The 25,880-nt window shown below is 52.7% G+C and carries 29 protein-coding genes and 1 riboswitch; of the genes, 8 read left to right on the top strand and 21 right to left on the bottom strand.

Annotated elements, in window-relative coordinates:
• Position 1 precedes the first annotated feature (1 nt).
• Entirely contained in the window at positions 2 to 766 is a 765-nt protein-coding gene (locus HP435_RS14415; RefSeq protein WP_122963285.1) for an ABC transporter permease, read from the top strand.
• 125 nt (positions 767 to 891) lie between these two features.
• Here the strand turns inward: HP435_RS14415 and HP435_RS14410 are convergent, their stop codons facing one another.
• The 16 genes from HP435_RS14410 to HP435_RS14335 form a co-directional block, all read right to left on the bottom strand.
• Positions 892 to 2,442, bottom strand: a complete 1,551-nt coding sequence (locus tag HP435_RS14410) for an aldo/keto reductase (RefSeq protein ID WP_122963286.1) — start codon at positions 2,440 to 2,442, stop codon at positions 892 to 894.
• The gene (gene lgrE / locus HP435_RS14405) at positions 2,439 to 3,230 is read right to left on the bottom strand and encodes a linear gramicidin aldoreductase LgrE (protein WP_173595968.1); all 792 of its coding nucleotides are present in this window, start codon (positions 3,228 to 3,230) and stop codon (positions 2,439 to 2,441) included. The genes HP435_RS14410 and lgrE overlap by 4 nt, the downstream gene beginning before the upstream one ends.
• Positions 3,231 to 3,250: 20 nt before the next feature.
• On the bottom strand, positions 3,251 to 4,585 hold the full coding sequence (locus HP435_RS14400) for an efflux RND transporter periplasmic adaptor subunit (RefSeq protein ID WP_173595967.1): 1,335 nt from the start codon (positions 4,583 to 4,585) through the stop codon (positions 3,251 to 3,253).
• Positions 4,586 to 4,605: 20 nt separating this feature from the next.
• On the bottom strand, positions 4,606 to 7,725 hold the full coding sequence (locus HP435_RS14395) for an efflux RND transporter permease subunit (protein WP_173598772.1): 3,120 nt from the start codon (positions 7,723 to 7,725) through the stop codon (positions 4,606 to 4,608).
• Positions 7,726 to 7,903: 178 nt separating this feature from the next.
• On the bottom strand, positions 7,904 to 8,659 hold the full coding sequence (locus HP435_RS14390) for a CPBP family intramembrane glutamic endopeptidase (protein WP_173598771.1): 756 nt from the start codon (positions 8,657 to 8,659) through the stop codon (positions 7,904 to 7,906).
• Positions 8,656 to 9,285 carry an SdpI family protein gene (locus HP435_RS14385; RefSeq protein ID WP_122963291.1) on the bottom strand — a complete coding sequence of 210 codons (630 nt, stop codon included), beginning with the start codon at positions 9,283 to 9,285 and terminating at the stop codon, positions 8,656 to 8,658. The genes HP435_RS14390 and HP435_RS14385 overlap by 4 nt, the downstream gene beginning before the upstream one ends.
• 1 nt (position 9,286) lies before the next feature.
• Positions 9,287 to 9,553: an autorepressor SdpR family transcription factor gene (locus HP435_RS14380; protein ID WP_173596005.1), complete on the bottom strand. Its 267-nt coding sequence runs from the start codon at positions 9,551 to 9,553 to the stop codon at positions 9,287 to 9,289.
• Between the two features lie 245 nt (positions 9,554 to 9,798).
• Positions 9,799 to 10,836, bottom strand: coding sequence for an ABC transporter substrate-binding protein (locus tag HP435_RS14375; RefSeq protein WP_122963293.1), 1,038 nt, complete (start codon positions 10,834 to 10,836; stop codon positions 9,799 to 9,801).
• Between the two features lie 20 nt (positions 10,837 to 10,856).
• Complete coding sequence (locus tag HP435_RS14370; protein WP_122963294.1) at positions 10,857 to 11,618, bottom strand: ABC transporter permease; 762 nt, start codon at positions 11,616 to 11,618, stop codon at positions 10,857 to 10,859.
• On the bottom strand, positions 11,615 to 12,397 hold the full coding sequence (locus HP435_RS14365) for an ABC transporter ATP-binding protein (RefSeq protein WP_122963295.1): 783 nt from the start codon (positions 12,395 to 12,397) through the stop codon (positions 11,615 to 11,617). Before HP435_RS14365 ends, HP435_RS14370 begins: the two co-directional genes overlap by 4 nt.
• Positions 12,382 to 13,062 (bottom strand): thiaminase II, encoded by a 681-nt coding sequence (tenA, locus tag HP435_RS14360; protein WP_173598770.1) that lies wholly within the window; start codon positions 13,060 to 13,062, stop codon positions 12,382 to 12,384. The genes HP435_RS14365 and tenA overlap by 16 nt, the downstream gene beginning before the upstream one ends.
• Positions 13,063 to 13,068: 6 nt before the next feature.
• Positions 13,069 to 14,364: an acetylornithine deacetylase gene (locus HP435_RS14355; protein ID WP_122963297.1), complete on the bottom strand. Its 1,296-nt coding sequence runs from the start codon at positions 14,362 to 14,364 to the stop codon at positions 13,069 to 13,071.
• On the bottom strand, positions 14,357 to 15,127 hold the full coding sequence (locus HP435_RS14350; protein WP_122963637.1) for a thiazole synthase: 771 nt from the start codon (positions 15,125 to 15,127) through the stop codon (positions 14,357 to 14,359). The genes HP435_RS14355 and HP435_RS14350 overlap by 8 nt, the downstream gene beginning before the upstream one ends.
• Positions 15,128 to 15,132: 5 nt before the next feature.
• Positions 15,133 to 15,336, bottom strand: coding sequence for a sulfur carrier protein ThiS (gene thiS / locus HP435_RS14345; RefSeq protein ID WP_063231021.1), 204 nt, complete (start codon positions 15,334 to 15,336; stop codon positions 15,133 to 15,135).
• Positions 15,337 to 15,547: 211 nt separating this feature from the next.
• Positions 15,548 to 15,658, bottom strand: a riboswitch (TPP riboswitch).
• 41 nt (positions 15,659 to 15,699) lie between these two features.
• Entirely contained in the window at positions 15,700 to 16,083 is a 384-nt protein-coding gene (gene kapB / locus HP435_RS14340; protein WP_063231022.1) for a kinase-associated lipoprotein KapB, read from the bottom strand.
• 43 nt (positions 16,084 to 16,126) lie between these two features.
• The gene (locus HP435_RS14335; protein ID WP_173595962.1) at positions 16,127 to 17,338 is read right to left on the bottom strand and encodes an alanyl-tRNA editing protein; all 1,212 of its coding nucleotides are present in this window, start codon (positions 17,336 to 17,338) and stop codon (positions 16,127 to 16,129) included.
• Between the two features lie 115 nt (positions 17,339 to 17,453).
• Here HP435_RS14335 and HP435_RS14330 point away from each other — a divergent pair, with 115 nt between their 5' ends.
• Positions 17,454 to 17,840, top strand: a complete 387-nt coding sequence (locus tag HP435_RS14330) for a DUF2203 domain-containing protein (protein ID WP_063231024.1) — start codon at positions 17,454 to 17,456, stop codon at positions 17,838 to 17,840.
• 15 nt (positions 17,841 to 17,855) lie between these two features.
• Here the strand turns inward: HP435_RS14330 and HP435_RS14325 are convergent, their stop codons facing one another.
• The 3 genes from HP435_RS14325 to HP435_RS14315 form a co-directional block, all read right to left on the bottom strand.
• Entirely contained in the window at positions 17,856 to 18,083 is a 228-nt protein-coding gene (locus tag HP435_RS14325; RefSeq protein ID WP_063231025.1) for a hypothetical protein, read from the bottom strand.
• 291 nt (positions 18,084 to 18,374) lie between these two features.
• Positions 18,375 to 19,658 carry a glycoside hydrolase family 18 protein gene (locus HP435_RS14320; RefSeq protein ID WP_122963299.1) on the bottom strand — a complete coding sequence of 428 codons (1,284 nt, stop codon included), beginning with the start codon at positions 19,656 to 19,658 and terminating at the stop codon, positions 18,375 to 18,377.
• A 64-nt stretch (positions 19,659 to 19,722) separates the two neighbouring features.
• Complete coding sequence (locus tag HP435_RS14315; RefSeq protein WP_173595961.1) at positions 19,723 to 20,031, bottom strand: thioredoxin family protein; 309 nt, start codon at positions 20,029 to 20,031, stop codon at positions 19,723 to 19,725.
• A 189-nt stretch (positions 20,032 to 20,220) separates the two neighbouring features.
• Here HP435_RS14315 and HP435_RS14310 point away from each other — a divergent pair, with 189 nt between their 5' ends.
• From HP435_RS14310 to HP435_RS14290, 5 genes are all read left to right on the top strand, one after another.
• Positions 20,221 to 20,604: a DUF6979 family protein gene (locus HP435_RS14310; protein WP_208715194.1), complete on the top strand. Its 384-nt coding sequence runs from the start codon at positions 20,221 to 20,223 to the stop codon at positions 20,602 to 20,604.
• Between the two features lie 360 nt (positions 20,605 to 20,964).
• Positions 20,965 to 21,216: a signal peptidase I gene (gene lepB / locus HP435_RS14305; RefSeq protein ID WP_229049911.1), complete on the top strand. Its 252-nt coding sequence runs from the start codon at positions 20,965 to 20,967 to the stop codon at positions 21,214 to 21,216.
• Between the two features lie 635 nt (positions 21,217 to 21,851).
• Positions 21,852 to 22,643 (top strand): hypothetical protein, encoded by a 792-nt coding sequence (locus HP435_RS14300; RefSeq protein WP_063231029.1) that lies wholly within the window; start codon positions 21,852 to 21,854, stop codon positions 22,641 to 22,643.
• A gap of 150 nt (positions 22,644 to 22,793) precedes the next feature.
• Complete coding sequence (locus HP435_RS14295; RefSeq protein WP_122963302.1) at positions 22,794 to 23,000, top strand: helix-turn-helix transcriptional regulator; 207 nt, start codon at positions 22,794 to 22,796, stop codon at positions 22,998 to 23,000.
• The gene (locus HP435_RS14290) at positions 22,997 to 23,296 is read left to right on the top strand and encodes a hypothetical protein (RefSeq protein WP_122963303.1); all 300 of its coding nucleotides are present in this window, start codon (positions 22,997 to 22,999) and stop codon (positions 23,294 to 23,296) included. The genes HP435_RS14295 and HP435_RS14290 overlap by 4 nt, the downstream gene beginning before the upstream one ends.
• Before the next feature lie 204 nt (positions 23,297 to 23,500).
• Here HP435_RS14290 and HP435_RS14285 read toward each other — a convergent pair whose 3' ends face one another.
• Complete coding sequence (locus HP435_RS14285) at positions 23,501 to 24,136, bottom strand: type 1 glutamine amidotransferase family protein (protein ID WP_122963304.1); 636 nt, start codon at positions 24,134 to 24,136, stop codon at positions 23,501 to 23,503.
• 374 nt (positions 24,137 to 24,510) lie between these two features.
• Here HP435_RS14285 and HP435_RS14280 point away from each other — a divergent pair, with 374 nt between their 5' ends.
• Positions 24,511 to 24,828, top strand: a complete 318-nt coding sequence (locus HP435_RS14280; protein WP_141254150.1) for a hypothetical protein — start codon at positions 24,511 to 24,513, stop codon at positions 24,826 to 24,828.
• Between the two features lie 133 nt (positions 24,829 to 24,961).
• On the opposite strand, the gene HP435_RS14275 is transcribed toward HP435_RS14280, so the two are convergent.
• Complete coding sequence (locus HP435_RS14275; RefSeq protein WP_122963306.1) at positions 24,962 to 25,855, bottom strand: NAD(P)-dependent oxidoreductase; 894 nt, start codon at positions 25,853 to 25,855, stop codon at positions 24,962 to 24,964.
• Positions 25,856 to 25,880 lie beyond the last annotated feature (25 nt).

Raw genomic sequence — 25,880 nt, 5'->3', positions numbered from 1 at the left:
CATGCCGACATTCGTCATTCTCCGCGAGTGGAAAGAACTGTTTGCCAACCGTTCCGTGCTGATTACGAATCTGGCCGCGCCATTCGTGATCTTGATCATGGCTTTGATCACGACTGTGTTTGCCCAAAATGGCAAGATGGAGTTCGTCCTTACCTTGATGAAATTGACTAATCCGCTGCTGAATATGGCTGGAGACGATGGCCAGATCGCGATTGCCCGCTTCTACTTCCTCCTGTTTTTGATCGTCCCGGCGATGATCCCGCTGACCTTTGCCACCACGAGCATCATCACGGAAAAAATGACAGGGACATTGGAGAGCGTGCTGGTCACTCCCATCTCGACCAAGGAGTTCTTGCTTGGCAAAATTCTTGCCTTCGCCTTGCCGTCCGTTGCGCTGACTTGGGTCATCCAGCTCATCTTTTTAGGCTTCATCTTTGCGAGCTTTGACAACGCCAGTACCCATTTTTCCATCGTTTTCATTCTCGCGATGATCCTGCTCGTCCCGTTTGTCTCGATCATCAGCTTGTCCTTGAGTGTCGTAGTTTCCTCCAAAGTGGACAACGTCGCAGCAGCGCAGCAATTCGGTGCCTTGCTTGTACTGCCGATCATCGGACTCGCCATCAGCCAGGTGATTTTCCTCTCGATGATGAGCAATCCGCTGATCTATCTGGGCCTGGTGACAGGATGTGCCGTTCTCGCCCTGATTACGTTCCAGATCAGTGTCAAGCTGTTTGACCGCGAGCATATCATCAGCAAGTGGAAATAGCGAAAAAACCGCCTCCTGCAATCGTTGCCGTCCGCGATTGCAGGAGGTTTTTTCGTGCTCCCGCTTTTTCTTGCCATGCGAAAAAGGGCTACCCGAAGGCAGCCCGCAGTCGGCTACATGATTCGTTACCTCGCGCCAATGACGGCTTTGAGCGTCTGGGTAATCGTGTGCCAGTCTTCTTCTTGCATGTGCGAATCCAAAGGTCTTTGCAATTCCGTCAGCACATCATCCACATAATGCTCCCGTCTCATGCCTACGAGGACGCTGTGTACCTCTGGCGTAGCGCGCATCGTACGGATCGCCGTCTGGCTCAGCGTATCCGTAGCCACGAGATGCGGCCGCACTCTCGACAGCTCTGTGCGGATGTCTTGCGCCCGCTGGTAGTCTTTCGGCGTATAGTAGTTCTTCAACGCCTGGGCGGCTTCCGTGAGCGCTTCCTTGTATGTATCCAACCAGCGCAGCGTCTCTTCGCCTCCCCCGCCATGCTTCTCGATCGTTTTGCGAATATCCGTAATGACCGGATCAAACAGCATCGTTTGCACGTTGTTTACGTTTGCCGAGGAGTACAGCTTCTTCCAATACTTGCGCAGCATCGCGCCAGCTGATACTTTTTTCTTCAGCTCTTTCACTTCTTCTTTTTCCATTTTCAACGCAGGCAAAATGTGATAGACGATATGATCCTCCACATCATCCACGCGATCCAGGCAAGCTTTGATTTGCTGGGTCGCTTCCTTCTCGTCGATGACTGTATTTTGATCCAGGCGAATGTCTGTCAGACGGAAAATTTTGTCCTTCGCCGTGACGTCGAGCGTCCGGTTGGTCATCACTCCGAGTGCTTTTTCCTTGGCAAACAGCAAGGCACTCTTGCCCTGCGCATGGCTTTTTTCCAGCAAGGCACCCGACTCGTACATGTTCATCGGAAACTGGATCACGCGAAAATGGTGGTTCGGCGTAATCGCCTCCGCTATCTCCCAGAGCGTATCGAGCGCAACAAAGTCAAATTCCTTTGGATTGCTGCCAAACGAGTTGGCACTGACTCCGTAGCATTGGATTCGCCCTGCCTCGACTTCTTGTTCCAAGTGGCGAAAAGCTTTCCCGATTCGCTCCAGCAGCTCTTCGTACGCTTCCTGCTGCTTGATTTTGTTCATTTTCGCCCACAACATATACCATTCCGGATTGTGCAGCATGTAACAATCGATCATGTCCAGCTGCAAACGCTCCAGGCTGCGCGTCAGCTGATCTCTCAAATACTCGGGATGGATGCAAATCGACATCCCTTCATGTACGGTCGTGAAGTCCTGGTACGGCTTGCCTTCCGCCGTCCGCTTCATCGTCTCTTCAGAGTCCTCGCCGACCACAATGCCTGCCTTGGATACGATCACAAGCTCTTCCCGCTTGATTTTTGCTTCCTCCACAAGCTGTTTCAGGACGCTGCCGATGACTTTCTCCGCGCTGCCGTTCGCGTACATGCTGCTGGTGTCGATCAGGTTGATTCCTTCGAGCAGCGCTTTGCGCAAGGCGTGCTGATACTGTTCGTCCTGTTCATCAATGCGATACGTTCCGAATCCGACCTGGCTGATCCAAACCTCGAAGCTGCCAAACGGCTTGTAAGCCAGATGCGGATTGGCTTGTGCCAGTCGCTGTGTCCCTTCCAGTGTCGCTTTTCCTGTAATCATCCGATCCCCCTGTACCCAACCAGATAGCTTTGTAATGTTGATTCGATGATCGCCAAAAGTTGTTCCTGTTCCGAATGGAGAAAGAAATGGTCGCCTTGCAGCATGTGCATCTGGAACGAAGCACTGGTGTGCTTTCTCCATGCTTCCATGTGCGCCACGGTAATGTCGGGGTCCTGCCAACCGCCAATCGCCGTCAATCCGCAACCGAGCGGCTCTTCCTCCTGGTATTGATACTGCTCGCAGATGGTGAAATCTGCCCGCAGCATCGGCAGAAGCATTTGCAAGATCTCTTCGTTTTCCTCGTTTTCAAAAAGCTCCTTCGGCGTGCCGTTCAGCGTGCGCAGCCCTTTCAGAAACTCGGCGTCAGGCAAGTGATGGATCGCTTCACCCGGATCAGGCAGATGGGGCGCATGCCGTCCTGAAGCGAACATATGCCGCGGCTTGATACCGTACTGGTTGCGCAAATATCTGGCCAGCTCGAAGCTGACCAGCGCTCCCATGCTATGTCCAAAAAAGGCAAACGGGCGATTCAGATGGGGCAAAAGCGCTTCCGCCAGCTCGCGGATCATCACGGACAAGTCGGTGTAGTACGGCTCCATAAACCGATTGCTCCTGCCTGGCAGCTGCACGGGGCACACCCCGATCTGCACAGGCAGCTTTTTTTGCCACTCGCGATAGATGCCAGCATGTCCGCCTGCATAGTGAAAGCTGAATAAAAGCACCTCTGCCTCCGCCGTCATTTTCGGGGAAAGCAGCCAACGGCTCGGGGAAACGTGTGTCTTTTGCATAAGAGATCCTCCTTGGATTGCTAGGGAACGATGTTGATTTTTGCGCCGTCTTTCAACTGGGACTGGCCTTTGATCACAACTTTGTCTCCCTGCTTCACACCAGACTCGATCAACGTCATCTCTGTTCCTTTCAGCGCGATCGAGATTTCCTGTTCAGCCACTCTTGTTTCATTCACGACGTAGACGACCGACTTCCCATTTCGCTCCACAATCGCGTCGGTTGGTACGAGAATGCCAGCCTGTCCTTTTTTCGCAGACACTTCGGCCTTCATCCCGGGAAGCAGCGTGCCTTTCGGATTCGGCACTTCAATTTCCACAGGGAATAGCCTTGATTGCTCAGAAGCGCTCAGGCCGACGTAGGAGACACTTCCCTTGACCTTGACGCCCTGGGACGGGACTTGCAAATCCAGTTGCGTGCCTTTTGGCAAGCTGGGCAACGCTTTTTCGGAAACGTTTACCTTCACAATGACCGGATCGAGGTTAATGATCGTCGCAACAGGCTTTTGCAGGGTGATCGTATCCCCTTCCTGCACGAGGATTTCCGTGACAATGCCGTCGACGGTAGCCTTGATCAGCGTGTTGTCCAAAGCATTTCGGGCGATATTCACCTCGGCTTGCCCCTGCTGGACATTGGCTTTCGTGACCCGCCCGTTTTTATCTGCCTGATTCACCTGTGTGCGGGCATTGTTCAAAGCTGTTTCCGCCTGATCCAGCTGGCTCTGGTACTGATTTTTCGCCTGCAAAAACGCATTGTGGGCGTTTTCCAGCTCGCCCTTCGACATGGCGCGCTGCTCATACAGCTTTTTGGCCCGGTCGTAGTTCGCCTGTGCCAGCTCCATTCCTTGCGCAATCGAACCTTTTGCATTCGCATACGTTTGTTCCGCCAGCTTCAACTGACTTTCGGCCAGTTGCGTGGACGTTCCCATCCGGTTTGCGCTTTCCAGATTGGCTTTGGCGACGGCCAAGCTCGCTTCTGCCTGTTGCAGCCTGAGCAGCGCCTCGGTATTGTCCAGCTTGGCGATGACTTGTCCTTTTTTGACGGCGTCCCCTTTTTTCACGAGGATTTGCGAGACGGTCCCGCTCGTTTTGCCGAGGATGCTCACATCCGTATTCGCGAAAATTTCCGCCAGCAGCTTGTCCGACTCTTTCAGCTCGCCCTCCGTCACTTCCGCTACTTTGACGTCGAGGGAATTTTCCGCTTTGATCATCTCGATCTCCGTACCGGACGGTTTTTCGCTTTGCGCCTGTCCTTTGCTGCTCTCTTCTGTTGCCGTGCTTTGTGCATTGCATCCTGTGATGATCGCAGCTCCGATCAGGCAAACCACACCTGCGTTGATTAGCTTCCTTTTCTTCATTCCCGAAAAGCCCTCCGTCTCTACCCAGACTTTTTCATATCGCGTAAACTTCGCAGCACTGAAATAAACATATCCTCACCTGGCTCCATATCTGGTTCTTGGGTATCAGGAGTAAAAAACTCTTTTTTGATCCGGTACAACAGTTCATACCCGATCGGAACGACGATCAAGGTCAGGATCGTCGAAGTAATCAGCCCGCCGATGACGACAATCGCCAAGCTTTTCGTCATCAAGGCCCCTTCTGAAAAGCCGAGGCAAAGCGGCAAAAGGGCACAGACCGTCGCAACTGCCGTCATGACAATCGGACGCAAGCGTGTCAGGCCCGCTTGGACAACCGCCTCGCGCATGGAAGCACCCGCCAGCCTCCGCTGCTGGATATTGTCCACATAGACGATCGCGTTGGTCACGACGATGCCTACGAGCATCAAAAAGCCGATGAGCGCTGTCGCATCGAGAACGGAGTCTGTCACGAACAAGCCGAACAAGCCGCCAATCGCAGCCAATGGCAGTGACAGCAAAATGGCAAGCGGCGCCGTCGCATTGCCAAACGTGATCAGCATGACGACGTACACGATGAAAATCGCAGCGCCGATGGCGAGCAGCATGTCTTTGAAGCTCTTTTCCATGTCGCTTGAGACGCCTTCGGATGACAGCGTGACGCCGTTCGGCAGCTTTTCCGCTTTGAGCATGGCAAACAGGAAACTGCTCGCGCCGCCTTTGTTATCGCTCGTAATATCAGCCGTAATCTGCACGAATTGTTGCTCATCCTTGCGATTGATCTGGGACTGCACTTTTTCCTGATCGATCTCGACGAAGTCCAGCAGACGTACTTGCTGTTTGCTCGGCGTTTGAATGTAGACGTTTTTCAGCTCATCCAGCGTTCTCGCGTGATTGTCGCTCAGTCCAAAGGACAGATCGTAGTCTTTTTCGTTGATTTTGATTTTTCCGATTTTCGTGTCTGATACTAGGAGGTTCACTTCTTGCGCCACCTGGATCGGCGAAATTCCCAGTTCTGCGGCCGCGTCCCGGTTGACCTTGATGACGATCTCCTTGTTCACATCGTTCAAATTGTCGCGCACGTTGGTCAACAGCGGACTTTCCTTCATTTTGGCCTTGACGATTTCGCGCGCCTCTTTCAACCGTTCCAGGTCCGGCCCGTGCAGGATGAGCTTGAACTGATTGCTTTCATTGCTGCCCGGCTTGGTCAATACCATCTCGGTTCCGATCGGGATATCGGGCTTGATGATGCCCTCCCATTTTTTAATGGCCTGATCGAGGTTCACGTCATCCCCTGTTTTGATCAGCAGAACGGCTTCGTTCGTCCGGCGGATGTCCGCTTCCTCTTCAGAACCAAGGCTGCTCTGTATCGAAGCAACTCCCGGCTGTTCGCGCAATTTGGCCTCGATCTGACTGACCGTTTGGTCGAGGGTGTTGAGCTGGGTCCCTTTTGGCATCGTTACTTGAACGAATATGTATTTGGCTTCCGAGTCAGGCAGCAACCCGTATTTCATATAAGGAAGCAAGGCCAGACTCGCTACGAACAGAACAAAAGACAAAAGTCCGACCGCTGGCTTGTGGTTGAGCGACCAGTGAAGCAGCTTCCGGTACAGATTCGTCCCTTTGCCCGGCTCATGTTCCTTGATATTGCGATTTTTCAGGATGATGAGCTTGGCCAGCAGCGGAACGATCGTCACGGCCACCAGCAACGAGGCGAACAACGAGCAGACGACGGTCAGGGCAAACGGCCGGAATACTTCTCCAATCATCCCGCCGACAAACACAATCGGCAAAAATACGGCAGTGGTGGTAAACGTCGATGAGGTAATCGCGTGGAGCATTTCATGGGTAGCCATCTGAATCAGGCTTTCTTTGCGTTCCTTGTTCAACTGCAAATGGCGGAAAATATTTTCGATCACGACGATGCTGTCATCCACGACCCGCCCGACAGCGACTGCCATCCCGAACAAGGTAATCATGTTGAGCGTGATCCCCATCCAGGACATGAAAATCAGGCTGACCAGGATCGAGGTCGGAATGGAAACGAGGACGATCATCGTCGCTTTCACATGGCGCAAAAACAAAAGGATGATCAGGGACGCCATCACGGCTCCGAGCAACCCTTCCTTGAGCATGCCGTTAATCGAATTTTTGATATCGAGGGACGTGTCGTAAATCGTGGTAAAGGTCAAATTTGGGTACTCGGCTTGCAACCGGGCTATTTTCGCATGGATCGCATCGCCTGTTTCTACCGCATTGGCGTCCCGTGTTTTGTAGATGTTGATGCTGATGCCATTTTGGCCGTTAAAACGGCTGATCGAGTGAGCTACCTGGTCAAAGCGGACGTCCGCGATGTCGCCAAGCCTGACGTAAGCAAGCCCGTTTTTCGGATCTCCCGGGAGAAACAGCTTGGTGTCGCGAATATCTTCTACATGGAGGTAGCGGCTTACGACGCGAATGATCCGTTCTTCGCCGTCTTCGGTGAGCGTCCCGATCGGCATCGCCACGTGGCTGTCGAGCAACAGCTGCTTCAACTGGAGCGGAGAGATTCCGTAATAGTTGAGTGCATCGACGTTCGGCAACACTTTCATTTCTTGCCCTTGCCCGCCGACTGTCGACACTTTATCGACTCCGGCAATGCCTTCCAGCTCTTTTAGCACCGACTCCTTTACTTCGCTGTCAAAGGAGTCCGATCCGCTGTTTTGCTCCTTGTCTGCCACATACAAATAGTAGACAGGCTGACTGCTGAATCCTTGGATCATGACTTGCGGTCGACCTGCTTTGGCGGGAAGCGAGATGCCGGAGACTTTTCGTTCCAGCTCATCCCGGACAGCCTGTACGTCCGAGCCGGTCTCCAAATAAATTTTTAGCACGGAGCTATTGCTGTTCGAGTAAGATTCCAACGCCTTGATGCCTGATACATGACCCAGCTCTCGTTCCAACGGTTTCGTCACATCATCCAGAACGTCTTCCGGCGATGCCTCCGGGTAAGGAGTGCTGACAAGAAGCACAGGAAAAGACACATCCGGCATGTGCTCCACCTTGAGAGACATGGCAGCAACGATTCCACTTATGACGACCAGGAGGCTGATAATGATGATTGCTGTCGAGTTTCTAAGCGAAAAATTCGTGAGAAAGCGCAAGGAATGCCCCCCTTATTGCTAATAAATTCCAATTACTATATTACGCTTAAACGATTTCCCTTTTCAATAAATTTCCATTAAAATTAAAAATTGCTTTTTATTACCTTTCAAAAAATTGTGCGTTTTGGGCAATGCTGCCCCTTCTCCCACGGCATTGCCCAAAAACAATCCCGCTCCCTTAGCTTAAAAAGCCGTGCAGCAGGATATCCCCGATCGCGTGAGCAATCATCGCATACTCCAGCCCGCGCTTCCAGTAAAGGTAGCCAAACAAAATTCCCGCCACTCCGTTAAGCGCGATAGTGCGAATGAACAACAGCGGAGTAATCTCGCCAAAATAAGTGGCGGCCGCTGGCAGATGGCCTAGCCCGAACAAAAAGGCTGCACCGACAATTCCGATCCAGTACATCCAAGCCTTGGGCGAGGAGTGACGCCCAAACAGCTTGCTCAAAATCCAGACGATCAGCGTCATCATGAACAGCCGCACCATGACTTCCTCGTACACCCCGCCCTGGATGGAGGTGAGGACACCTGCCCAAATTGGCGTATTCAAGGCTTGTGCCTTTTCCGTGAGAATCGGCAAGAGCGGTTGCAAAATCAGTCGTTCCAGCAGGTAGATCATGAACGTCCCGAGCAGCCCGAAAATGACCGCTTGCACGATGCCTTGCCTGTTAAAAGTCGCACCGCCAGTTTTGTACATCCAATTTCGCAGGATCGGAGCATCGAGTCCGACCTTTCCTGCCAGCGTCAGTCCAGCCCATGCCAGCAAAAACGCCGAGATGCTGCCCTGCACGACAAACAGCACGATCACGGCGGGCAACGGCAGCGGCACCACAGCGAGCGCATCCCCCACCATCGCTAACAAATAAGGCGTAGCCGCGATAAAACCGATCGCACTGATCCCTGCCAAGAGCAAGGCAATTTTCACATTTTTCATCGTACTCTCCCCTTCCGGATTTTTTTGGCGAAGTAGTAGCTGCTCCCGATAGTGATCACAATCGTCGCCACGACGACCAGCAGCAGCGCAAACGAGTGGATCGGCTGCGGCAAAAAGGCAGTGAGGACAATGAGAATCCCGCCGAGGAAAAACACGCGGGAACCGAAATGATGCGTCATTTTCCACACTTGTTCACTGCCCAGCGCCCATGGCGTGCGTATGCCGATCAAATAATTATGGCGAAAGCGCGGCATGAAATTGCCCATCGTGATAAACAGAACGCCCAAGATCAGCGTCACGAAAATGGATATGTTTACCATATATCCGTAACCATATGCGATGATCAAACCGTGGATGACGAGAAGCGCAAACATGAGCGTATTCAAGATCGCGTCTTTGCTGCTCTCGAACTTTTGGTAGTTCTGCCTGCGCCAGAGCGAGGACACGAAGATAACGACCATCATGATCGGAACAAACGAGACACCCAACAGTTTGGGCGCAAATCCATTCGGCTCGCCATTCATGCCCCAGTGAATGGTCATTTTGTCAGGCATGGATGGATAACAGATCAGCCCCATCGCCACGCTGATCAGAAAAAACAAAATCGTCAAACCCGAGATTTTCATGTTATGACTCCTCTTTCGCATGAAATTGGATAACCCATTTCAAGAGATCTTGAAACACGGTGGTATTTAAGGAATAGTAGATGTTTTGGCCTTTTCGCTCGTCGAAAACCATCTCCGCCTGCTTCAACAGATTGAGGTGATGGGAAATGCTTGGTTTCGTCATTGCAAAATGCTCGGCGATTTCGCCAGCCGTCATGTCTTTCTCCCGCAACAAGTCAAGCATCTTTCTCCTTGTCGGATCAGACAGCGCCTTAAACGCATGATTCATGGACATAGTTCATCGATCCTACTTTCGGAACATCTTTATTAGATATTTAGAAATTTATCGAAACAACTAACCAAAAAATACCATGGAAAATATACCCAGTCAATAGGTAAAAAGATTCTCATTATCCATAAATTGTATGTTATAACTGCACAAAAACCCCGATCATCCAGCTTCCTGCGGGAACGAAGCATCGTTCCAGGAAGTTGGACGGTCGGGGTTTTACCGTTTCCTTCTGCGCTTATCGCTTATTTCACCAGATCACGCATGATGTCTTCCACTTTCACATCGGTCGTGATCAGCTTTTCTTGTTTCATCCAGTCGATCAGCGTCTGCCACGACTCGGCTGTCATCGCACCGAACTTTTTGTCGCCTGCGTCCATCAGCGGGATCAAAATATCGAGGCTTTTTGTCTCGATGTCTTTTTCCAACGGGAACTCCGCGGCTTGTTTGGCGAGCAGCAAATCGAGCGCTTTTTCCTTGTTGTTTTTCACGTAGTCTTGCCCTTTAGCAATCGCGCGCAGGAAGCCTTCTACAGCCTGTTGCTTTTTGCCCAATGTGTCGTCGCTCGTAGCCAGCACAAGCTCATAGTAGTCCGGCACACCGAAGTCGGATGGCTTGATCACATTGACAGGCACACCGTTTTTCTCCAAAATGAGCTGCTCGTGATTGATGTAGCCGCCTACTACCGCATCGACCTTCTTCGCGGTCAAAGCCGGAACGATGTCAAAGCCAATATCGGTGAAGGACAGGCCGGAATCGTCCGCGCCAGCATGCTTGACGACTTGGCGAACGATCGACTCGTCGAGTGGAATGGACGGATAGCCGATATTTTTGCCCGCCAGCTTTTGCGGACTGTCGATCTCGCCGTCTTTGCGCGTCATGATTACATTCAATGGATGGCGAACGAGCGCCGCTACAGAAACGACAGGAATGCCTTCCGCGCGCGCCTGAATGAGCTGCGGCTGGTAGCTGATCGCCAAATCTACTTTTCCTGCTGCCGCCATTTTCAGCGGATCGTTGCTGTCAGAAGGCATTTGCAGGTTGACCTTGAGGTTTTCTTCCTTGAAAAAGCCTTGTTCCTCTGCGGCGTACAAGAAAGAGTGCACGGCGTTCGGGTACCAGTCGAGAGCTACTGTCAGTTCGGCAGGCTCTGCCGCTTTTTGTCCCGGAGTAGCTGTTTCCGGCGCAGTCGTGCCTGCTCCGGACTGATTGCCGCACGCAGCAAGCCCGGTGGCAAGCGTCAGTGCCAAAAGCGTTTTGGTCCATGTACGAATTGGTTTCATCGTTGTTCTCCCTACTTTTCTCACTTGGATGATTGGTGTTTGTTTTTTGTGTGCGGGGAAAGCTGGCGCTCGATCCGGCCGACGAGCCAGAACAGGAGCATTCCCAGGACGGACAAGAGCAGCACAGAAGCGAACAAAGCTGGCGCCTGAAAATTGCCGGACGCCCGTCTGCCGAAGTAGCCAAGCCCTTCGCTCGCCCCCAGCCATTCGCCGATGGTTGCCCCCGCGACGCTGTAAGTCGCGGCTACCTTTAAGCCGCTGAAAAAATGCGGCAAGCAGGACGGCAGTTGAAGCTTCGTGAATATTTGCCAGCGGTTGGCGCCCATCGTCTTGATCAGCTGCAGCATCTCTTGATCGGTGGAGCGCAGACCATCATACGTGTTGACGACGATCGGAAAAAACGTAAACAAGATCGTCACCGCGATTTTTCCCGATAAATCGTACCCGAACCATAAAATAAATACGGGTGATAATGCTATAATTGGGATCGTTTGGGATATGACGATATACGGATAGACCAGTCGTTCGATCAGTTTGCTCATGCTCATGGCAAAAGCCAGCAGCACACCAAACACAATCGAGACGGACAGCCCGAGCAGCACTTCTTTCAAGGTCGCCCACAAGTGCACACCGAGCAGCGACTCGCGCAAATCCCAAAGCGCCACAACAACCGTGCTTGGCGGCGGCAAAATGAACGGAGGCACGGCAAATATGCGGCAAACGGCTTCCCACGCGGCGAAAAAGATCGCGATGGAGATGCCGAACCAAATTCCTCTGCTCATCTTGCCTCCCTCCCCAGCAATTGCAGCTTGGTCTGCTCAGCTCGCAGCAAGCCCCAAATTTCTTCGCGCAAAGCCAAAAAGGCTGGTTGATTCCTGCTCGTGACAGAGCGAGGACGCGGAATGGTGACATTCAACTCTACGGGTGTGCGGATCGGCTTGCCGAGCAGGACGATCACACGGTCTGCAAGCAGGATCGCTTCGTCGATGTCATGCGTAATCATCAGCATCGTGCTGCCGGTTTCCTGCCACTTGTCCATCAGCCACTCCTGCATGTCCAGGCGCGTAATTCCATCCAGCGCACTGAACGGCTCGTCGAGCAACATGAGATCGGTACCGGACAGCAAGGCACGCAAAAAGGAGACGCGCTGCCGCATGCCGCCGGAAAGCTGGGCCGGATAGGCATCCGCCCAATCCTGAAGTCCGTACCTGGGCAGCTCCTGCCGCACCCGCTGCTGCGCTTCCTTTTTGGACATCCCTTTGATTTCCAAGGGCAACGCCGCATTTTCCACAATCGTGCGCCACGGCATGAGCAAATCGCGTTGGGGCATATAGCCTACTTGCCCCAACCGCTCGTCCATCCGTGCCTCCCCTAGCCGGATTTCTCCCTGATCCGGCTGCAAAAGTCCTGCGATCAGCTGGAACAACGTGCTTTTTCCGATCCCGCTTGGCCCGATCATGCTGACGAACTCGCCTTTTTTCACCCGCAGATCAAAATCTTCGAGAATTGGCGTATGGCTGTACGAAAAGCGGACTTGGGAAAAAGCTAGTTGATCGCGCACGGCCACATTTCCTCTCTATAGGCCATATCCCAGAACATGTACTCCATCTTGGACGTATTGACGAAATACTCTTCCAGTCTCGCCAGCTCCTGCTCGTTTTTGCCCTCTGCCAGCTCGTTCATGATGTCGAGCAGCCAGATTGCCAGCTGCCCGAACTCATCGGAGCTGTACATGCGCACCCACTCGCCATAAAGCTCGTGATCGACTGCCCCTTCGACCTGGGCCAATCGCTTGCCGATCTCCCAATAGCTCCACGTGCACGGCAGCAGCGAGCTGACCAGTTCTGCCAGCGAGCCTTGATGCGCGACACGCAGCATGTAGCTGGTATAGCCGAGCATGACAAAAGACGGCTCTGTCGCTTCCAGCTCCTCGCGGGAAATTCCGAAGCGCGCTGCGTATTGGCGGTGCAGCTCCATCTCCGTGTTCAGCGTCGACTCCTGCAAAGCGGCAAAGCGCGCGCTTGTTTCCAGATCGTATGCTTTCACGCTTGCGAGCGCAAACATTTTGGCGTAGTCGATCAGGTAGATGTAGTCTTGCTTCATGTAAAATTTGAATGCGTCCACTGGCAATGTCCCGTCACCAAGTCCGGTAACAAACGGATGCTGGTGAACCTGCTCCCAGATCGGAGCCACACTGCGCAACAAACGGTCTGTAAAAGTCGCCATGCTTCCTCACTCCTTTGCTTCCTTCGGCGTATTGCACCAACTGGCGATGAAGCGGGCCATGATCTGGGCAAACTGGACGAGCTGGTCAGGATCGATCGATTCGTCTACGGCGTGCGCATGCTTCAGTTCGCCTGGCCCGAACAGGACAGCGGGGATTCCGGCATGGGCGAACCAGCCAGCGTCCGTGACCGTTGGAGACATGTCCACGACGGGGGCCGCGTGCAGCTCGCGCTCATAAGCCGCTTGCAACTGGGCGAGTGCCGGATGATTGGCGTCCAGCTCCAGGGAAGGGAAAATTTCTCCCCGCTCCTCGATCATGGAGCGACCGCCCCAGCGAAACACGGGTGGATGTTCCCGCAGCCACACATCGGCCGCCGCCGCTCTTCTAATATGATCCTCGATCTCGCCAATCATTTGCTCATATGATTCGTTCGGATAAAAGTGAACCGTAATCCACAAGGCGCAACGGTCGGCGATAAAAGCCGCGTGTCGGCCTCCTTCGATGACGGCCGGGTTGATGGTGTTGCTGCCGGCAGGAAAACCGGGATACGCTTTCATCACAGCCCAGTCGCGCTCCAGCTCTTGCAGAGCCGAGATTACCTTCATCATTTTCTCAATCGCAGAAGCTCCGCGCACTCGTCCTCCGGCATGGATCGTCTGTGCCCGCATGCCGTCGTGCAACGTAGTCGGGCTTTCAATCGTAATCCAGCCAGTGATGACGCCGCCCTGCCCTTGCATATGCAGGTTGCTCGTGTCGACGACGACTGCGTAGTCAGCCTGGTAGCCGCGTTCAATGGCAACGAGCGTCCCCGCCTCTCCGGCTTCCTCTCCGATCACGGATTGGAACAGCAGATCGCCTGCCAGCTCGACGCCATGCTCGCGAAGCATTTGGATGGCGAACAAACTCGCAGCGAGCCCGCCCTTCATGTCCGCGACCCCGCGTCCGTACAAGCGACCGTCTGCGCCGAGCGTCAGCGAAAAGGGCGGATACGTCCAGCCCGTTTCGTCTCCAACCTCGGCCACATCGATATGCCCATTGACAATCAGGCTGTTTGCCCGCGCCGAATCACGGCCCGAAAGACGACCTACCACGTTGTCGTCGCCGGGGTAAACCTGGAAGCGATCCACCGCAAAGCCCATGTCTGCAAGCTGGCTTGCGATGACGGATTGCGCCTCGTCGCTGTTTCGCGCGGGCGGACTGACGGTCGGCTGGGAAACGAGCTTTGCCAACAGGGCGAACAGCTCGTCCTTGCGATTGGCGATCGACTCTACCGCTTCTGTCAGACGATCCACGCTACTCAATCATCCCTTCCACCGGGCTGCTCGCTTGCGCGTAACGTTTTTTCGGGATGCGTCCTGCCAAAAAGCCTTTGCGTCCCGCTTCTACGCCCAGCTTCATCGCTTCTGCCATCAAAACCGGATTGTCCGCGAGAGCAACAGCCGTATTCAACAAGACACCGTCTGCGCCCAGCTCCATTGCTTTCGCGCAATCTGCCGGAGAACCGATTCCCGCATCGACGATGATCGGCACTTTGGCGTCCTCGATGATGAAGCGCAAGTTGTTTTCGTTGACGATTCCCTGGCCAGAACCGATCGGCGACGCTCCTGGCATGACGGCATGAACGCCTACATCCTGCAAGCGCTTGGCGAGAATCGGATCGTCGTTCGTGTAAGTCAACACGATGAAGCCTTCCTCGACCAAAATTTTCGACGCTTCCAATGTGCCGATCGGATCAGGCAGCAATGTTTTCGGGTCACCGATGACCTCTACCTTGATCATGTCGCACAAGCCGGACGCTTTCGCCAGGCGGGCGATGCGCACCGCTTCCTCGGCTGTATAGGCTCCTGCTGTATTTGGCAGCAGAGTGAATTTTTTCAGATCGAGCTGTTCCAAAAAGTTCGGTTCTTGCGGATTTTCCAAATTCAGTCGGCGAATGGCGAACGTCAAAATTTCCGCTTCCGACACTTCCACCGCTTTCCCTTGCGTTTCCAAGTCTGCGAATTTTCCAGTCCCGAGCAACAAACGGGAGCGAAACTCGTAAGGTCCAATTTTCAAAGTATCCATGATGATCATCCTCCTCCGACAAAATGAACGATTTCGATGCGGTCTCCATCGGCAATCGGCGTTTGTTCATACAGGGAGCGGTCGATAATTTCTCCGTTGCGCTCCACGACCACGATTTTCTCTTGCAGGGAATACGAAGCGAGCAAAGCGCGAACCGTATTGATTTCGGCCGAAAGCTCTGCTGTTTTTCCATTCAGCACAACAACCATTGTATTCCTCCTTCTTGGTGGCACTTGCCGAGGGACAAAAAACGGCTTCCCTCGCCTGCCGGAAGTCACTCCAGTCAAACGGTGGAAGCCGTATACGTATCCAAACGGACAGATGGAATAAAAAAACCATCCGCCGTGGGATGGTTGAGTTGATCTCATCAACTGGTGCGCATCCTCTGCGAAAAATCTCGCAAACGACCGCCCTAGTGAAATCGATTCATATACCTCTTCCTCCGCTGGCATGACCCAGGTCAGGTTCAACGGTCAGTAACACACTCGTTACAATCTCAGCCAACGACGCTCGGCCCCCGTTTGGTAGTAAACCTATGCAATTGTCTTACGTTCGAGTATTACAGTACCACTCTATTTCGGGTTTGTAAAGGTTTCCTTGTGCATTGCTTCCAGTTCCGTCAGGCAGCGCTGTGCCCAAGCCGCCATTTTTCTCAGCTTGTCCATCTCGCTCTCCATGGCGATGCGCACAGATTCTTTGTACTCGGGCACCTCGCCGTTGTAACGCATCACTGCCGACACCGGGGCCATGAATTTTTCCAGATAAGAAAGCGCTGGACGCTGGTGGAACAGCGGCACGTCTACTTCATAGGAAGTGTGCAGATCGCCCTGTTGCGGGTACTTCGTCACCGCCAGCACTTTGACCAAAAGTTTTGTATCGTGAATTTCCAGCACTTCGGCGATGTATTCTCCTGTCCGCTGTTTGACGCGGACTTTGTCTCCGGGATTCCAGAACATGATAGACTCCTCCTTGCATTGTCGTTATGGCTTGCGCATTGTATTAAGCCAGCAGCTGGGCAAGCAGCTTGCGCGCGTGGGCAATTACTTCGTCAGCATGCGGCTTGGACTGTCCGCCGCCTTGGGCCATCGCCGGGTTGCCGCCGCCTTTTCCGGCAATCAATGGCAAGGTGTCTTTGATCAGCTGATTCACGGCGACATTGACTTCTTGCCCGCGTGCAAACACAAGCTGGGTTTTGTCGTCTGTTGCAGCCGCGAGCAGGCAGACGGCATCTGGAGCTTCCGCGACCATCAACTGGGCAAACTGCTGCAATTGCTGGATTGATTTGTCCGGGAACACACGGGCGATCACGCGCGCGCCACCCTCCCGCTCAGCCGTGGCGAGCTGTTTTCGCACCTCGACCTCAAGCAATTGTTTTTCTACTTCGGCGAGCTTGGCTTTTAGCGAATCGCGCTCGGACAAAACACGCTCCGCCTGGGCGATCAGCTCGGCCTCGCTCGTGACGAGCAGCTTGGCCAGTTCGCGGACAGTCGCCTGCTTGCGCGTGTAATCCCGCAAAGCGCGCAAACCGCAAATAAATTCCAGGCGGATGTTCCCGCGATGTCGCTCCCAGCCGAGGATTTTGATGGCGCCCACTTCACCCGTGCGCGCCGGATGGGTTCCCCCGCATGGATTGTAGTCGTATTCGGGGATGATGACGACCCGGACGTTTTCTGTCACGGTCGGCTGCTTTTTCAACGGCAAGCTGGCAAGCTCCTCGTCGTCCACAAAACGGGCGATGATCGGATGATTTTCCAGCACAACCTGATTGGCTCGCTGCTCGACAGCTTCCCATACATCAGCCGTCAGCTCATCCAGTCGCACGTCGATGGTCACGCGCTCTTTTCCCAAGTGAAACGCAACCGTCTCCGCCTGGGCGACTTCCAGAAACGCAGCGGACAAAATGTGCTGCCCGGCATGCTGCTGCATGTGATCAAAGCGGCGATCCCAGTCGATTTGTCCCGTTACTTCCGTGCACTCTTCCGGAAGGGGCACTTCCAGCCGATGGCGCACTTCGCCGTCTACTTCCTCCACATCCACGACCCGACATTCGTTCAAGCTGCCGAGATCGGAGGGCTGTCCGCCTCCCGTCGGGTAAAAAGCCGTCTGGCTCAACACGACATATGGCGTGCCATCTGCTTCCTGACCGCGCTTTTGTACGTGTGCCGCAAACGTTCTCGTATACGCATCCTGGTAATAAAGTCTGTCTTCCATGTTTGCTCCTTGCCGCCGGAAGGAAAAGACAACTGCTTTTTTCGCATTCCGGCCGTTTTCTCCCGCCAGGGGTTCTTAGTATACTGGTACCATACAGATCGAGGAGGGGTTATCCTTGAACAAAAAAATGTTTACGCTTGCAGAAGCAAACGAATTGTTGCCATATGTACGCGAAGAGCTATCCTTTTTGCAAAAATCGAAGCGCTCTTTCTATGAACTGTATCAAAAACGCGAGCAGCTCAAAAAACAGCAGCCCCTCGATGAAGGGGCGATCTTTTCCCTGGAATGCCAGCTTGAGTTTCTCGAATTGGAAGCGAAAATGCACGTCACCCAATTAATCTCCAAAGGAATCCAGGTCAAAGACATCGATATCGGTCTGTTTGACTTTCCAGCGATGATCGACGGAGAGGAAGTGCTGCTGTGCTGGCGCGAAGGCGAGGAATCGATCACGCACTATCACGGCTTGCACGATGGCTTCATGGGCCGCAAACCGATCGTGTAACGGCCGCCTTTTCCTTTAGCCAAACAGCCGATCCATCTGCTGTTCGCGGACGAGCCGTTCCTCGGGGCTTGCCAAGTCGTATTTTTTCAACAGGTGAAACAGCTCGTTCAAACGCTCCTGGTCAAGCTCGCCTGCAAGCATGCTCTGAAATTGTCCGACCCGCTGTTCCGACAAATAGGGGGCTTGCTCGGCGAGCTTTTTTTGCACATCCTCTTTGCTGTGATCCAGTTTGCATTCTCCCATGGTTTCTCTCCTTTTCCGGTATTTACTCCCATCATACCACGATCATCCCCTTTCGAAAACGTATCCGCGCCGCCACAAGTGCCAGCTGGCGCATGTCCTGTGCCACTGCGTCTGAGCGCATCTGCCCCCGGCTGCCCTGCATCTCGTTTTGTCAATAAAATGGGGCTGTCCCAAAAGCCGATTTCCGACTGAGAGACGCCCTTTTTGTCTTTCAAAAACGTGGATACATCCACGGTTTCAATTGTTTGTTTGACGTTAGCTAGTCTGCGCTTTTGGGACAGCCGCTTTCACCTACGCCCGCTTGCGGACCCGGAAGTTGCTTTCGATCAGGAGCCAGTTCTGCGGAAACGGCAAGCCAAGCTTCCAGTAGCTGACTCCGCGCAGCCCCAGTTGTTTGACGAGATCAAATTTGGCCTGGATAGATCGGGCATCCTCGAACCAAACCTCATGCTGCCTGCCTTCTTCATCCATATAAGTGAAAAACGGGGCTTGCGCGCGGTAGTCGTAGCGAATGACGGCGTTTTGCTGCGCCGCCAGCGCGATGGCAGCCTGCGGACTTAACGCTTTTGCCGTCGTCCCTTGCTGGAAAGGCAGCGTCCAGTCGTAGCCGTACAAATTTTGTCCCATTAAAATCTTCTCCGCCGGCATTTCCGTTATGGCGTACTGGAGAACCCGCCGCACCGGGCCAATCGGAGACACGGCCATCGGCGGTCCGCCGCTGTAGCCCCATTCATACGTCATGATCACGACGAAATCGGCAATTTCCCCAATCGCCCGATAGTCGTGCGCACTATACCATCTGCCCTGCTGCTCTGCACTCGTCTTTGGCGCCAAAGCGACGGAAACCATCATCCCCTGAGCATGTGCGCGATCGCGTGCGCGGCGCAAAAACCGGATGTACGCCTCCCGATCCTGGGCAGGAAGCGCCTCCATGTCAAAGTGGATGTCTCCCATGCCCAGCTCGCGCGCTGTGGCAAAAATGTTGTCCAGCAGCTTGTTTTGCAGCTCCTGGTTGTTCAAAACAAGACTGCCCAGTTCCGTGCTGAACTGCCCGCCCTCCAGGTTCGTGACGACGAGCATCAAGACGACCTGGTTTTCTTTGGCAATAGCCGGGAAGTCGTTCAACGTCGGACGGGCCAGCGTGCCATCCCGTTTGATCCGGAAGCTGAACGGCGCCAAATAGGTCAAATGCGGTGCAGCGGTGCGCACATCGGCTTCCAATGCGGGCGGCACTGTCTGGCGCGGCTCCACATACGCATTGAAATCGGCCGCTCGGCGCGGGCGGGGTGGAATGTACAGGCGTTGCCCGATTTGCAGCGGGCGGTATTGCGATATCCCGTTAACGCGGGCCAGCTCGGCGGCACTGATCTGATAACGCTGCCCGATCGTGTACAAGGTGTCTCCCTGCCTGACCCAGTAGTAACTGCCAACAATCGGAATCACCATCGCCTGTCCCACGACAAGCTTGCCTGGATCGGGCAGCTCATTTGCTTTCGCAATCGCCTCGGCAGTCGTCCCGTACGTCGAGGCAATCCCGGTCAGTGTCTGTCCTTCTTCCACTACATGGATTTGCATGAGCCTCCCCCTTCGCAAAATGTCTCTCTTTCTTTTATTCAAGGCGAAGGGGATAGGTGTTTGTCTAGACGAGTGTTTTCAGCACATCGTACAAATAGCCGACAGAGCGCAAGGCATAATGCCTGCTTTCGACCGACCCGCCGCGAAACACAAACAATGCGGGAACGCTGGTAATTTGCAACTGCTCCGCCAATGCCGGAGCCAGATTAATATTGAGCTGGTACAACGGAAGCTCGGGCCGCGCTGCGCTGATGACGGAAAGCATCCGCTCCGCCAGCTTGCAAGTGCCGCACATCGGTGTGTAAACAAACAGCGCCAAGACCGCTTTTTCCCGGCACAAACGGGCGAACGTGCTTGTGTCTATGTCTTGCATGGTGCGGGAGTCTCCTTTTTTCTCGGATTCTTTATGCTAGGCAGGTCGCGGCTTTTTTGTCAATGGATGGGGGGAGGAAAGCTCATATCTATTATTCTGCGAGAAGGATTGATCGTGGTTCGTTTCTTGCTTACAATGTCCGTAATGAAGCAGCTCATCCTAGCTGTTAGTAAAGACGGGAGGTTTTTTATGATGGGAAAATACGGAGATACAGCACTTATGACCATGAAGCTGGTTGAATCCCAAGAAGCCAGTAGTCCACTGGAAGCTTGGGAGAGAGCGTCTATCCATATGTTTGGAGCAGGTACAGCTAGTCAGAAAAAGGGTTGCCCGAAAAGTGCATTTTTCGGACTTTGTGAAGAGGGATTCGTTCGTGGCATTGAGCCTGGAAGTTACACAACCTCAGTGGACAACAAAGCTTACGCCCTTCAAGCAGTTGAATGGCTAAAGAAAAACCCTTCTCTTTCACCAAAACCAACCCAGTTGTGGAAAGCGCTTCACATTCCGAAAAGCCACAACAATCAGATGGATGTTGTCCTCTCGCTGTGGAATCATGGCTATATCGATCGCTAGAAAAACGCGCGCCTCTTCTTCCTATGATCAAGAGAATCCCCCTCTCCTTGCAAAAGAAAAAGCACCCCGTCAGGTGCCATTTATCTGTTCCGCAATTTGCTCACGATAATCGGGATCGCGATTAGGGTAATAACGATCGGAAAAGAAACGTCACCGATTGCCGAGATGAGTTCCACTTGGTTCAAGCTCACTGCTTCCATGATTTCCCTCCTCTTTCCTCTATTAGACTTCCTATCCGGAGCAAAGTTGCGTAATCAGCATGATTCTGTCCATCGCCGTTCTTGCCCAAAACCTGGGGTAAGGTACTTTTGGGGCATCTCATCTATAAGTATGATGGAGGAAAAACATAAGGTGGCTCTCATGAAAAGCATCACTCTTTTCTTATCGCTTTTCCTGCTGGTTGATGAGCCGTATTTGTCATCGGGCAAAAAGACTGTCCACGAAGACAACATCCCGTTTACAGATGATTTTGGCCCGATCACGATTCCAAACGATGCCGCCTTTGTGATGGGAGATAATCGCTTGAACAGCTATGACAGCCGCTCTGTTGGACCTGTACCCATTGCACAAGTGATCGGGAAAGCAGCCAAAAAACTCGCAGAAAAGCGCTGATTTCAGGCATTGGTTCATTGGGCTTATATGCCTCTTTGAAAAAATAAATGGAATTAACATAATTTTTTTACATAAATTGGTGACTTTTTCCCTCTCTTTTACGACTTTTTAGTAGAGTGCTTGTTTCACTCTTCTATTCCTGTCAAAAGGAGGTGATCTTTGTGAAAAAGGTTGTTGCGATGATTTTTACCGCTGTGATGATCATGTCGATTTGCGGCAGTGCTCTCGCTTACCAGGGAACTGGATATTTGCCGCTGCTTCGATAGAAATGCCACCCGGGTGCTGAAAAAGCACCCTTTCTTTTGGGAGATTTGACATGCGATTGCGATTATTTACCCGCTATATGGAAAAATGTGTAATATGCGTCTGAATCGGCGTCTCTTCCTGGCAAAATCATTTTGACATAATGAATATTATGTAAACCAAAACTTTACTGAATGCCTTCTCTTCCTTCCCCTGATTCCTCTACCGCGCGATATCCAGATGATGGTATTGTGCTACAATTAAGCATACATGCACTTTTCAAATATTCATCACAGAATTGACAAAGGGGAGAGATCATACTGAAATTCAGACTGCTATTTTTCCTGCCATTGCTCGTTTTACTACCCGCCACCTTCGTTGGTGCTTTGGCGATGAGTATACATGAAGTCCCGCCCTCGATATGGCTGCAAAATATAATCGTATCCATCATTGGCGGGAGCGTATCCGCGCTCATCCTTGCCAGAAACAGACACTCCCATACAAATCGATCACGGAACATTATCCTCACGATCGCAGTGCTCTTTGCTTTCCTGCTGCTAACCTTCTGGGACAGCGGCATCGACAATGTGCACCGCTGGATTGCGCTCGGCCCTTTACGTTTTCATGTAGCCAGCATCGTCATCCCCTTTTTCATCGTGCACTTATGGCGACTATTAAAAGCCGAAAACTGGTGGATTCCCTTTCTGCTGACGGCAGCAACGTCCTTGCTGTTGTTTTTGCAACCAGATGCCTCGCAACTTACTGCCTTCACTGTCTCCATGGCTATTCTTTTATGGAGTCGAGCAGATCGAAGCATCCTTCGTTTTGTCTCTGTGGGCCTGCTCTTTATTTTCGCAGTTATATCGTGGATCAATCTCGATCGCTTATTGCCTGTTCCCTATGTCGAAAAAATTTTGTACCTGGTTGCTGACATGGGAATGGTTTGGCTGCTTGTCGGAGTCCTTTCCATTCTCGCTCTGATTGCCCCTTTTCTGTTCCTGCATTCTGCGCATGCCAAAATCGTTTCCATCGCGCTCGGCGTGCATTTTGCTGTGCTTTTCCTGACAACGCTTTTCGGCAACTTTCCTGTACCGATCATCGGATACGGCGTCTCGCCAATGATTGGGTATATCATCGCCTTGACATCGATCATACGCGCAAGAAATGACCTGCCTTGCTCATAGGGCAGGTCATTTTTTTGCTAAAAAGCATCGAGCAGTCAAGCAAGCTGACGTTTGGGTGCAAAGCCGCTCCCACTCCATGTAAAGCTAACTTGACACACCACCACCTGTAAAGTACACTTTACGTAAAGTTAGCTTTACAGGTGGTGTATGATGAAAAATCGCGTTCGTGAAAGACGTCTGGAGCAAGGCTGGTCACAAGATGCGTTATCGGAAAAGGTGGGTGTTTCACGACAAACGATCATTTCTTTGGAAAATGGAAAATACAACGCTTCCTTGATCCTCGCGCATAAGCTGGCACAAGTATTCGGCTGCATCATTGAAGAGCTGTTTATTTTTGAAGGAGATGAGAATATATGATCGATACCTATTTCGGTTTGTTCGGTTTGCTTGGCGGGCTGATCATCGGCTTATCCGGTCTATATTGGGGCAACAAACTGGCCGGGAAAAGGCGTGGATTGGACGAACGCCACCACCTGATCCGCACGAAGGCAAAATCGTCCTCGTGGATCATCACGCTGGCAGCCGTCTACGTTCTGTTTGCCGTTGCCATTTTGAATCCGGGCGTCTCGCTTGCTTTTGTCCTCGCGATGATCATACTGGTGCAGTTAGGCAGCTGGTGCTGCTTCATCTTTTATTACCAGACGAAATATTGAACAGGCGAACACTTGGGCATTGCCTATCCGCGACAAAACCCGCCGCTTGAACAAGAGGGACGGGTTTTGTTCTGAGAAGCGCCCCATATACAAGGCAGAGAACGTCTCGACTTTTTTCATAAAAGCGGGGGTTAGCGCCTGTAATCAGCACTTTTCCCCCGAAAAAGGGAACCACGCTCATGGCTGCTTCCATTTTTGCTTAATCTATCCCTCCTGCTCCTGCATCGTCTCCATCATCGTATAAAAATAGCGGCCATCGCCAGTCTGGAAGTAGCGATACCACGCCTCCAACGTGTCCTTTTTAAACAGATCGAGCAGCGCAATCACTTCCCGCGCCAATAGCAGACTGCCAGCAGCGCTGGTCGTGATCAGATTGCCGTCTACGACGATCTGCTCGTCCTGATAAAAGGCAGCGCCTTTGTATGTCGGACAAAACATCGTCAAATAATCCAAGCTGTTGCTCGTATGCTTACGCTTATCCAATAAACCGGCATTGGCAAGGGCGGCCGTCGCTCCACATATCGCTGCCACATTGCCGCCTGCATGCAGCAGTTGTTTTGCTGTCTCGACGATTGGAGCATGCTCGGGATCATTCCAACGGTCTGCTCCCGGCAAGAGCAAGATCGCGGCGGTTTTAAGCGTGATCTCATCGACCGTCACATCCGGTACAACCGTCATGCCGCCCTTTGTCGTGATCGGACGTTTGGAAGCCCCGACCGTTTTGACAGGAAGACGGCTCCCCCTGTTTTTAAAATATTGACCCGAGTTCAACTCGGCAATTACCAAGCCAAGCTCCCAATCTGCCATCGTATCCAGCACGTAAACGTAAGCGTACTTCATATGATCCTCCCGGGGTTTCTCTGATTTCTCCACTGATAAGGGCGTCGAATCCTTGTCTATACCGAATTGTAAACGTCCAATGTTGACAACAGCATGTCAATGATCTCTCACGTCTGCCCCCATTTTTTTATTGAGCTTGTCGGCTATATCCATATCAATCGGAGAAATGCAAAAAAGAGGAGGAAATCCCGTCAATCTATAACTTTAGTTAGGCCTTCAAAAACATAAAAATTGGTACAATCGAATAGCCCGTTGTACATTTTCTCTCTTTTACTGTTGATGGAACGCCGTGTGCGATGAAAGTCGCCCGCACGGTGTAGGCTCGAACGAACACCCTCACCCACAGAAGGGGATAAGTCGGGAATAGCTATCAAGTGATTATGAGACCTGCTCAAATTTTGGAACCTGCTGGACTTTCGATTAGCCAATCTCCAGTCATCATCAAATGCGGTGATTATACGTACTGGTCGTATACACCTTCGACGAATGACCTTGTACTGGTTGTCGTCGCCTTTGATTCCAACAACCAGGAAGTCAAACGCTGGGAAGTTCCAGGTTATCGGTATACGCTCGACATTGGGATCGACAACCAAAATCGAACCGTAGTGTTCTACATGTGGCAAAAAGCTCCCAACTATCCAAACGGCTCCTATCCTGTTTCTTTGACATGGGATGAGCTGCGGATTAACTAACTTGCCTTCAACGCCCCTCGGGATCACCCGGGGGTATTTTCTTATCTGAATAGGCGTACTGCTTTCATCCGGTGCCATTCCAGCAAAAAAGCCGACGCCCCTCCAACGGGAACATCGGCTTTTGCCAAAACCTTTATCTGGCGATCGTCGTACCAGCCAGCTCTTCCGTCACCGTGCACACAGCGGAAGAATCCCAGCTGCCTTTCCCTTGCGCCTTGGCTGCTTCATACATTTGCGCCACGGTGCCGCCGACGAGGACGGGAACGTGTTGCTCGCGAGCCGCAGCCGCGTACAGTTGCAAGTCTTTGTGCATATGATCGAGCGAAAAGATCGCATTTTCGTACGTGCCATACAAAATATTCGGGCCAAACACAGACAGCACGCGATTGTGGGCGGAGCCTTTCTCGATGACGGCGGCAAGCTTGTGCGGGTCCACTCCTGCTTTTGCCCCTACACTGAATGCTTCGCCAAGAGCGGCCGTGATGACAGCGACGACAGAGTTGTGACACAACTTGGCTACCTGACCGGAACCGGACTCTCCGAGGTAAAAAATTTCTTTGCCGATTCCTTGCAAGTACGGCATGATCTCGGGCAGCTTGCTTTCATCTCCCCCGACCATGATCGTCAAGGTCCCTGCTGCCGAGCCTGCTGGCCCGCCGCTAACCGGGCAATCAAAGTAGGAAATGCCCCGCTCAAGCCCGGCCTGATTCAACCGTTTGGCCGTCGCCGGATCGATCGTGCTCGTGTCAAAGACGAAGCTGCCTGGGCGAAGCTCGGCAAAAAGTCCGGCCTGTCCCAGCACGACCTCCTCCACGACAGAGGGGCCAGGCAGCGAGGCGAAAACAACCTTTGCCACGCTCCCTATCGCTTGCACGCTGTCTACGACAACGGCCCCTTTTTCCGCAGCCCACTCTTTTGCCGCCGGACTTGGATCATACGCGTACACTTGATAGCCTTTTTGCAACAGGCTGCCGATCATCCCTTTGCCCATTGCACCGATGCCAATGACTCCAATCGTCGCTTCCATCTCTCTTCCCCCTATCTATCCAGAA

The sequence above is a fragment of the Brevibacillus sp. HD3.3A genome, from assembly GCF_013284375.2.
Lineage (GTDB): Bacteria > Bacillota > Bacilli > Brevibacillales > Brevibacillaceae > Brevibacillus > Brevibacillus parabrevis.
This window is presented reverse-complemented; position numbering and strand designations above follow the sequence as displayed.

Bases quoted from the DNA above. Each gene is read 5' to 3' on its own strand.
- HP435_RS14415 (WP_122963285.1), top strand. From the start codon at position 2: ATGCCGACATTCGTCATTCTCCGCGAGTGGAAAGAACTGTTTGCCAAC.
- HP435_RS14410 (WP_122963286.1), bottom strand. From the start codon at position 2,442: ATGATTACAGGAAAAGCGACACTGGAAGGGACACAGCGACTGGCACAA.
- lgrE (WP_173595968.1), bottom strand. From the start codon at position 3,230: ATGCAAAAGACACACGTTTCCCCGAGCCGTTGGCTGCTTTCCCCGAAA.
- HP435_RS14400 (WP_173595967.1), bottom strand. From the start codon at position 4,585: ATGAAGAAAAGGAAGCTAATCAACGCAGGTGTGGTTTGCCTGATCGGA.
- HP435_RS14390 (WP_173598771.1), bottom strand. From the start codon at position 8,659: ATGAAAAATGTGAAAATTGCCTTGCTCTTGGCAGGGATCAGTGCGATC.
- HP435_RS14385 (WP_122963291.1), bottom strand. From the start codon at position 9,285: ATGAAAATCTCGGGTTTGACGATTTTGTTTTTTCTGATCAGCGTGGCG.
- HP435_RS14380 (WP_173596005.1), bottom strand. From the start codon at position 9,553: ATGAATCATGCGTTTAAGGCGCTGTCTGATCCGACAAGGAGAAAGATG.
- HP435_RS14375 (WP_122963293.1), bottom strand. From the start codon at position 10,836: ATGAAACCAATTCGTACATGGACCAAAACGCTTTTGGCACTGACGCTT.
- HP435_RS14370 (WP_122963294.1), bottom strand. From the start codon at position 11,618: ATGAGCAGAGGAATTTGGTTCGGCATCTCCATCGCGATCTTTTTCGCC.
- tenA (WP_173598770.1), bottom strand. From the start codon at position 13,062: ATGGCGACTTTTACAGACCGTTTGTTGCGCAGTGTGGCTCCGATCTGG.
- HP435_RS14350 (WP_122963637.1), bottom strand. From the start codon at position 15,127: ATGGATACTTTGAAAATTGGACCTTACGAGTTTCGCTCCCGTTTGTTG.
- thiS (WP_063231021.1), bottom strand. From the start codon at position 15,336: ATGGTTGTTGTGCTGAATGGAAAAACAGCAGAGCTTTCGGCCGAAATC.
- kapB (WP_063231022.1), bottom strand. From the start codon at position 16,083: ATGTTCTGGAATCCCGGAGACAAAGTCCGCGTCAAACAGCGGACAGGA.
- HP435_RS14335 (WP_173595962.1), bottom strand. From the start codon at position 17,338: ATGGAAGACAGACTTTATTACCAGGATGCGTATACGAGAACGTTTGCG.
- HP435_RS14325 (WP_063231025.1), bottom strand. From the start codon at position 18,083: ATGGGAGAATGCAAACTGGATCACAGCAAAGAGGATGTGCAAAAAAAG.
- HP435_RS14320 (WP_122963299.1), bottom strand. From the start codon at position 19,658: ATGCAAATCCATGTAGTGGAAGAAGGACAGACACTGACCGGGATTGCC.
- HP435_RS14315 (WP_173595961.1), bottom strand. From the start codon at position 20,031: ATGCAAGACATAGACACAAGCACGTTCGCCCGTTTGTGCCGGGAAAAA.
- HP435_RS14310 (WP_208715194.1), top strand. From the start codon at position 20,221: ATGATGGGAAAATACGGAGATACAGCACTTATGACCATGAAGCTGGTT.
- lepB (WP_229049911.1), top strand. From the start codon at position 20,965: ATGAAAAGCATCACTCTTTTCTTATCGCTTTTCCTGCTGGTTGATGAG.
- HP435_RS14300 (WP_063231029.1), top strand. From the start codon at position 21,852: ATGAGTATACATGAAGTCCCGCCCTCGATATGGCTGCAAAATATAATC.
- HP435_RS14295 (WP_122963302.1), top strand. From the start codon at position 22,794: ATGAAAAATCGCGTTCGTGAAAGACGTCTGGAGCAAGGCTGGTCACAA.
- HP435_RS14290 (WP_122963303.1), top strand. From the start codon at position 22,997: ATGATCGATACCTATTTCGGTTTGTTCGGTTTGCTTGGCGGGCTGATC.
- HP435_RS14285 (WP_122963304.1), bottom strand. From the start codon at position 24,136: ATGAAGTACGCTTACGTTTACGTGCTGGATACGATGGCAGATTGGGAG.
- HP435_RS14275 (WP_122963306.1), bottom strand. From the start codon at position 25,855: ATGGAAGCGACGATTGGAGTCATTGGCATCGGTGCAATGGGCAAAGGG.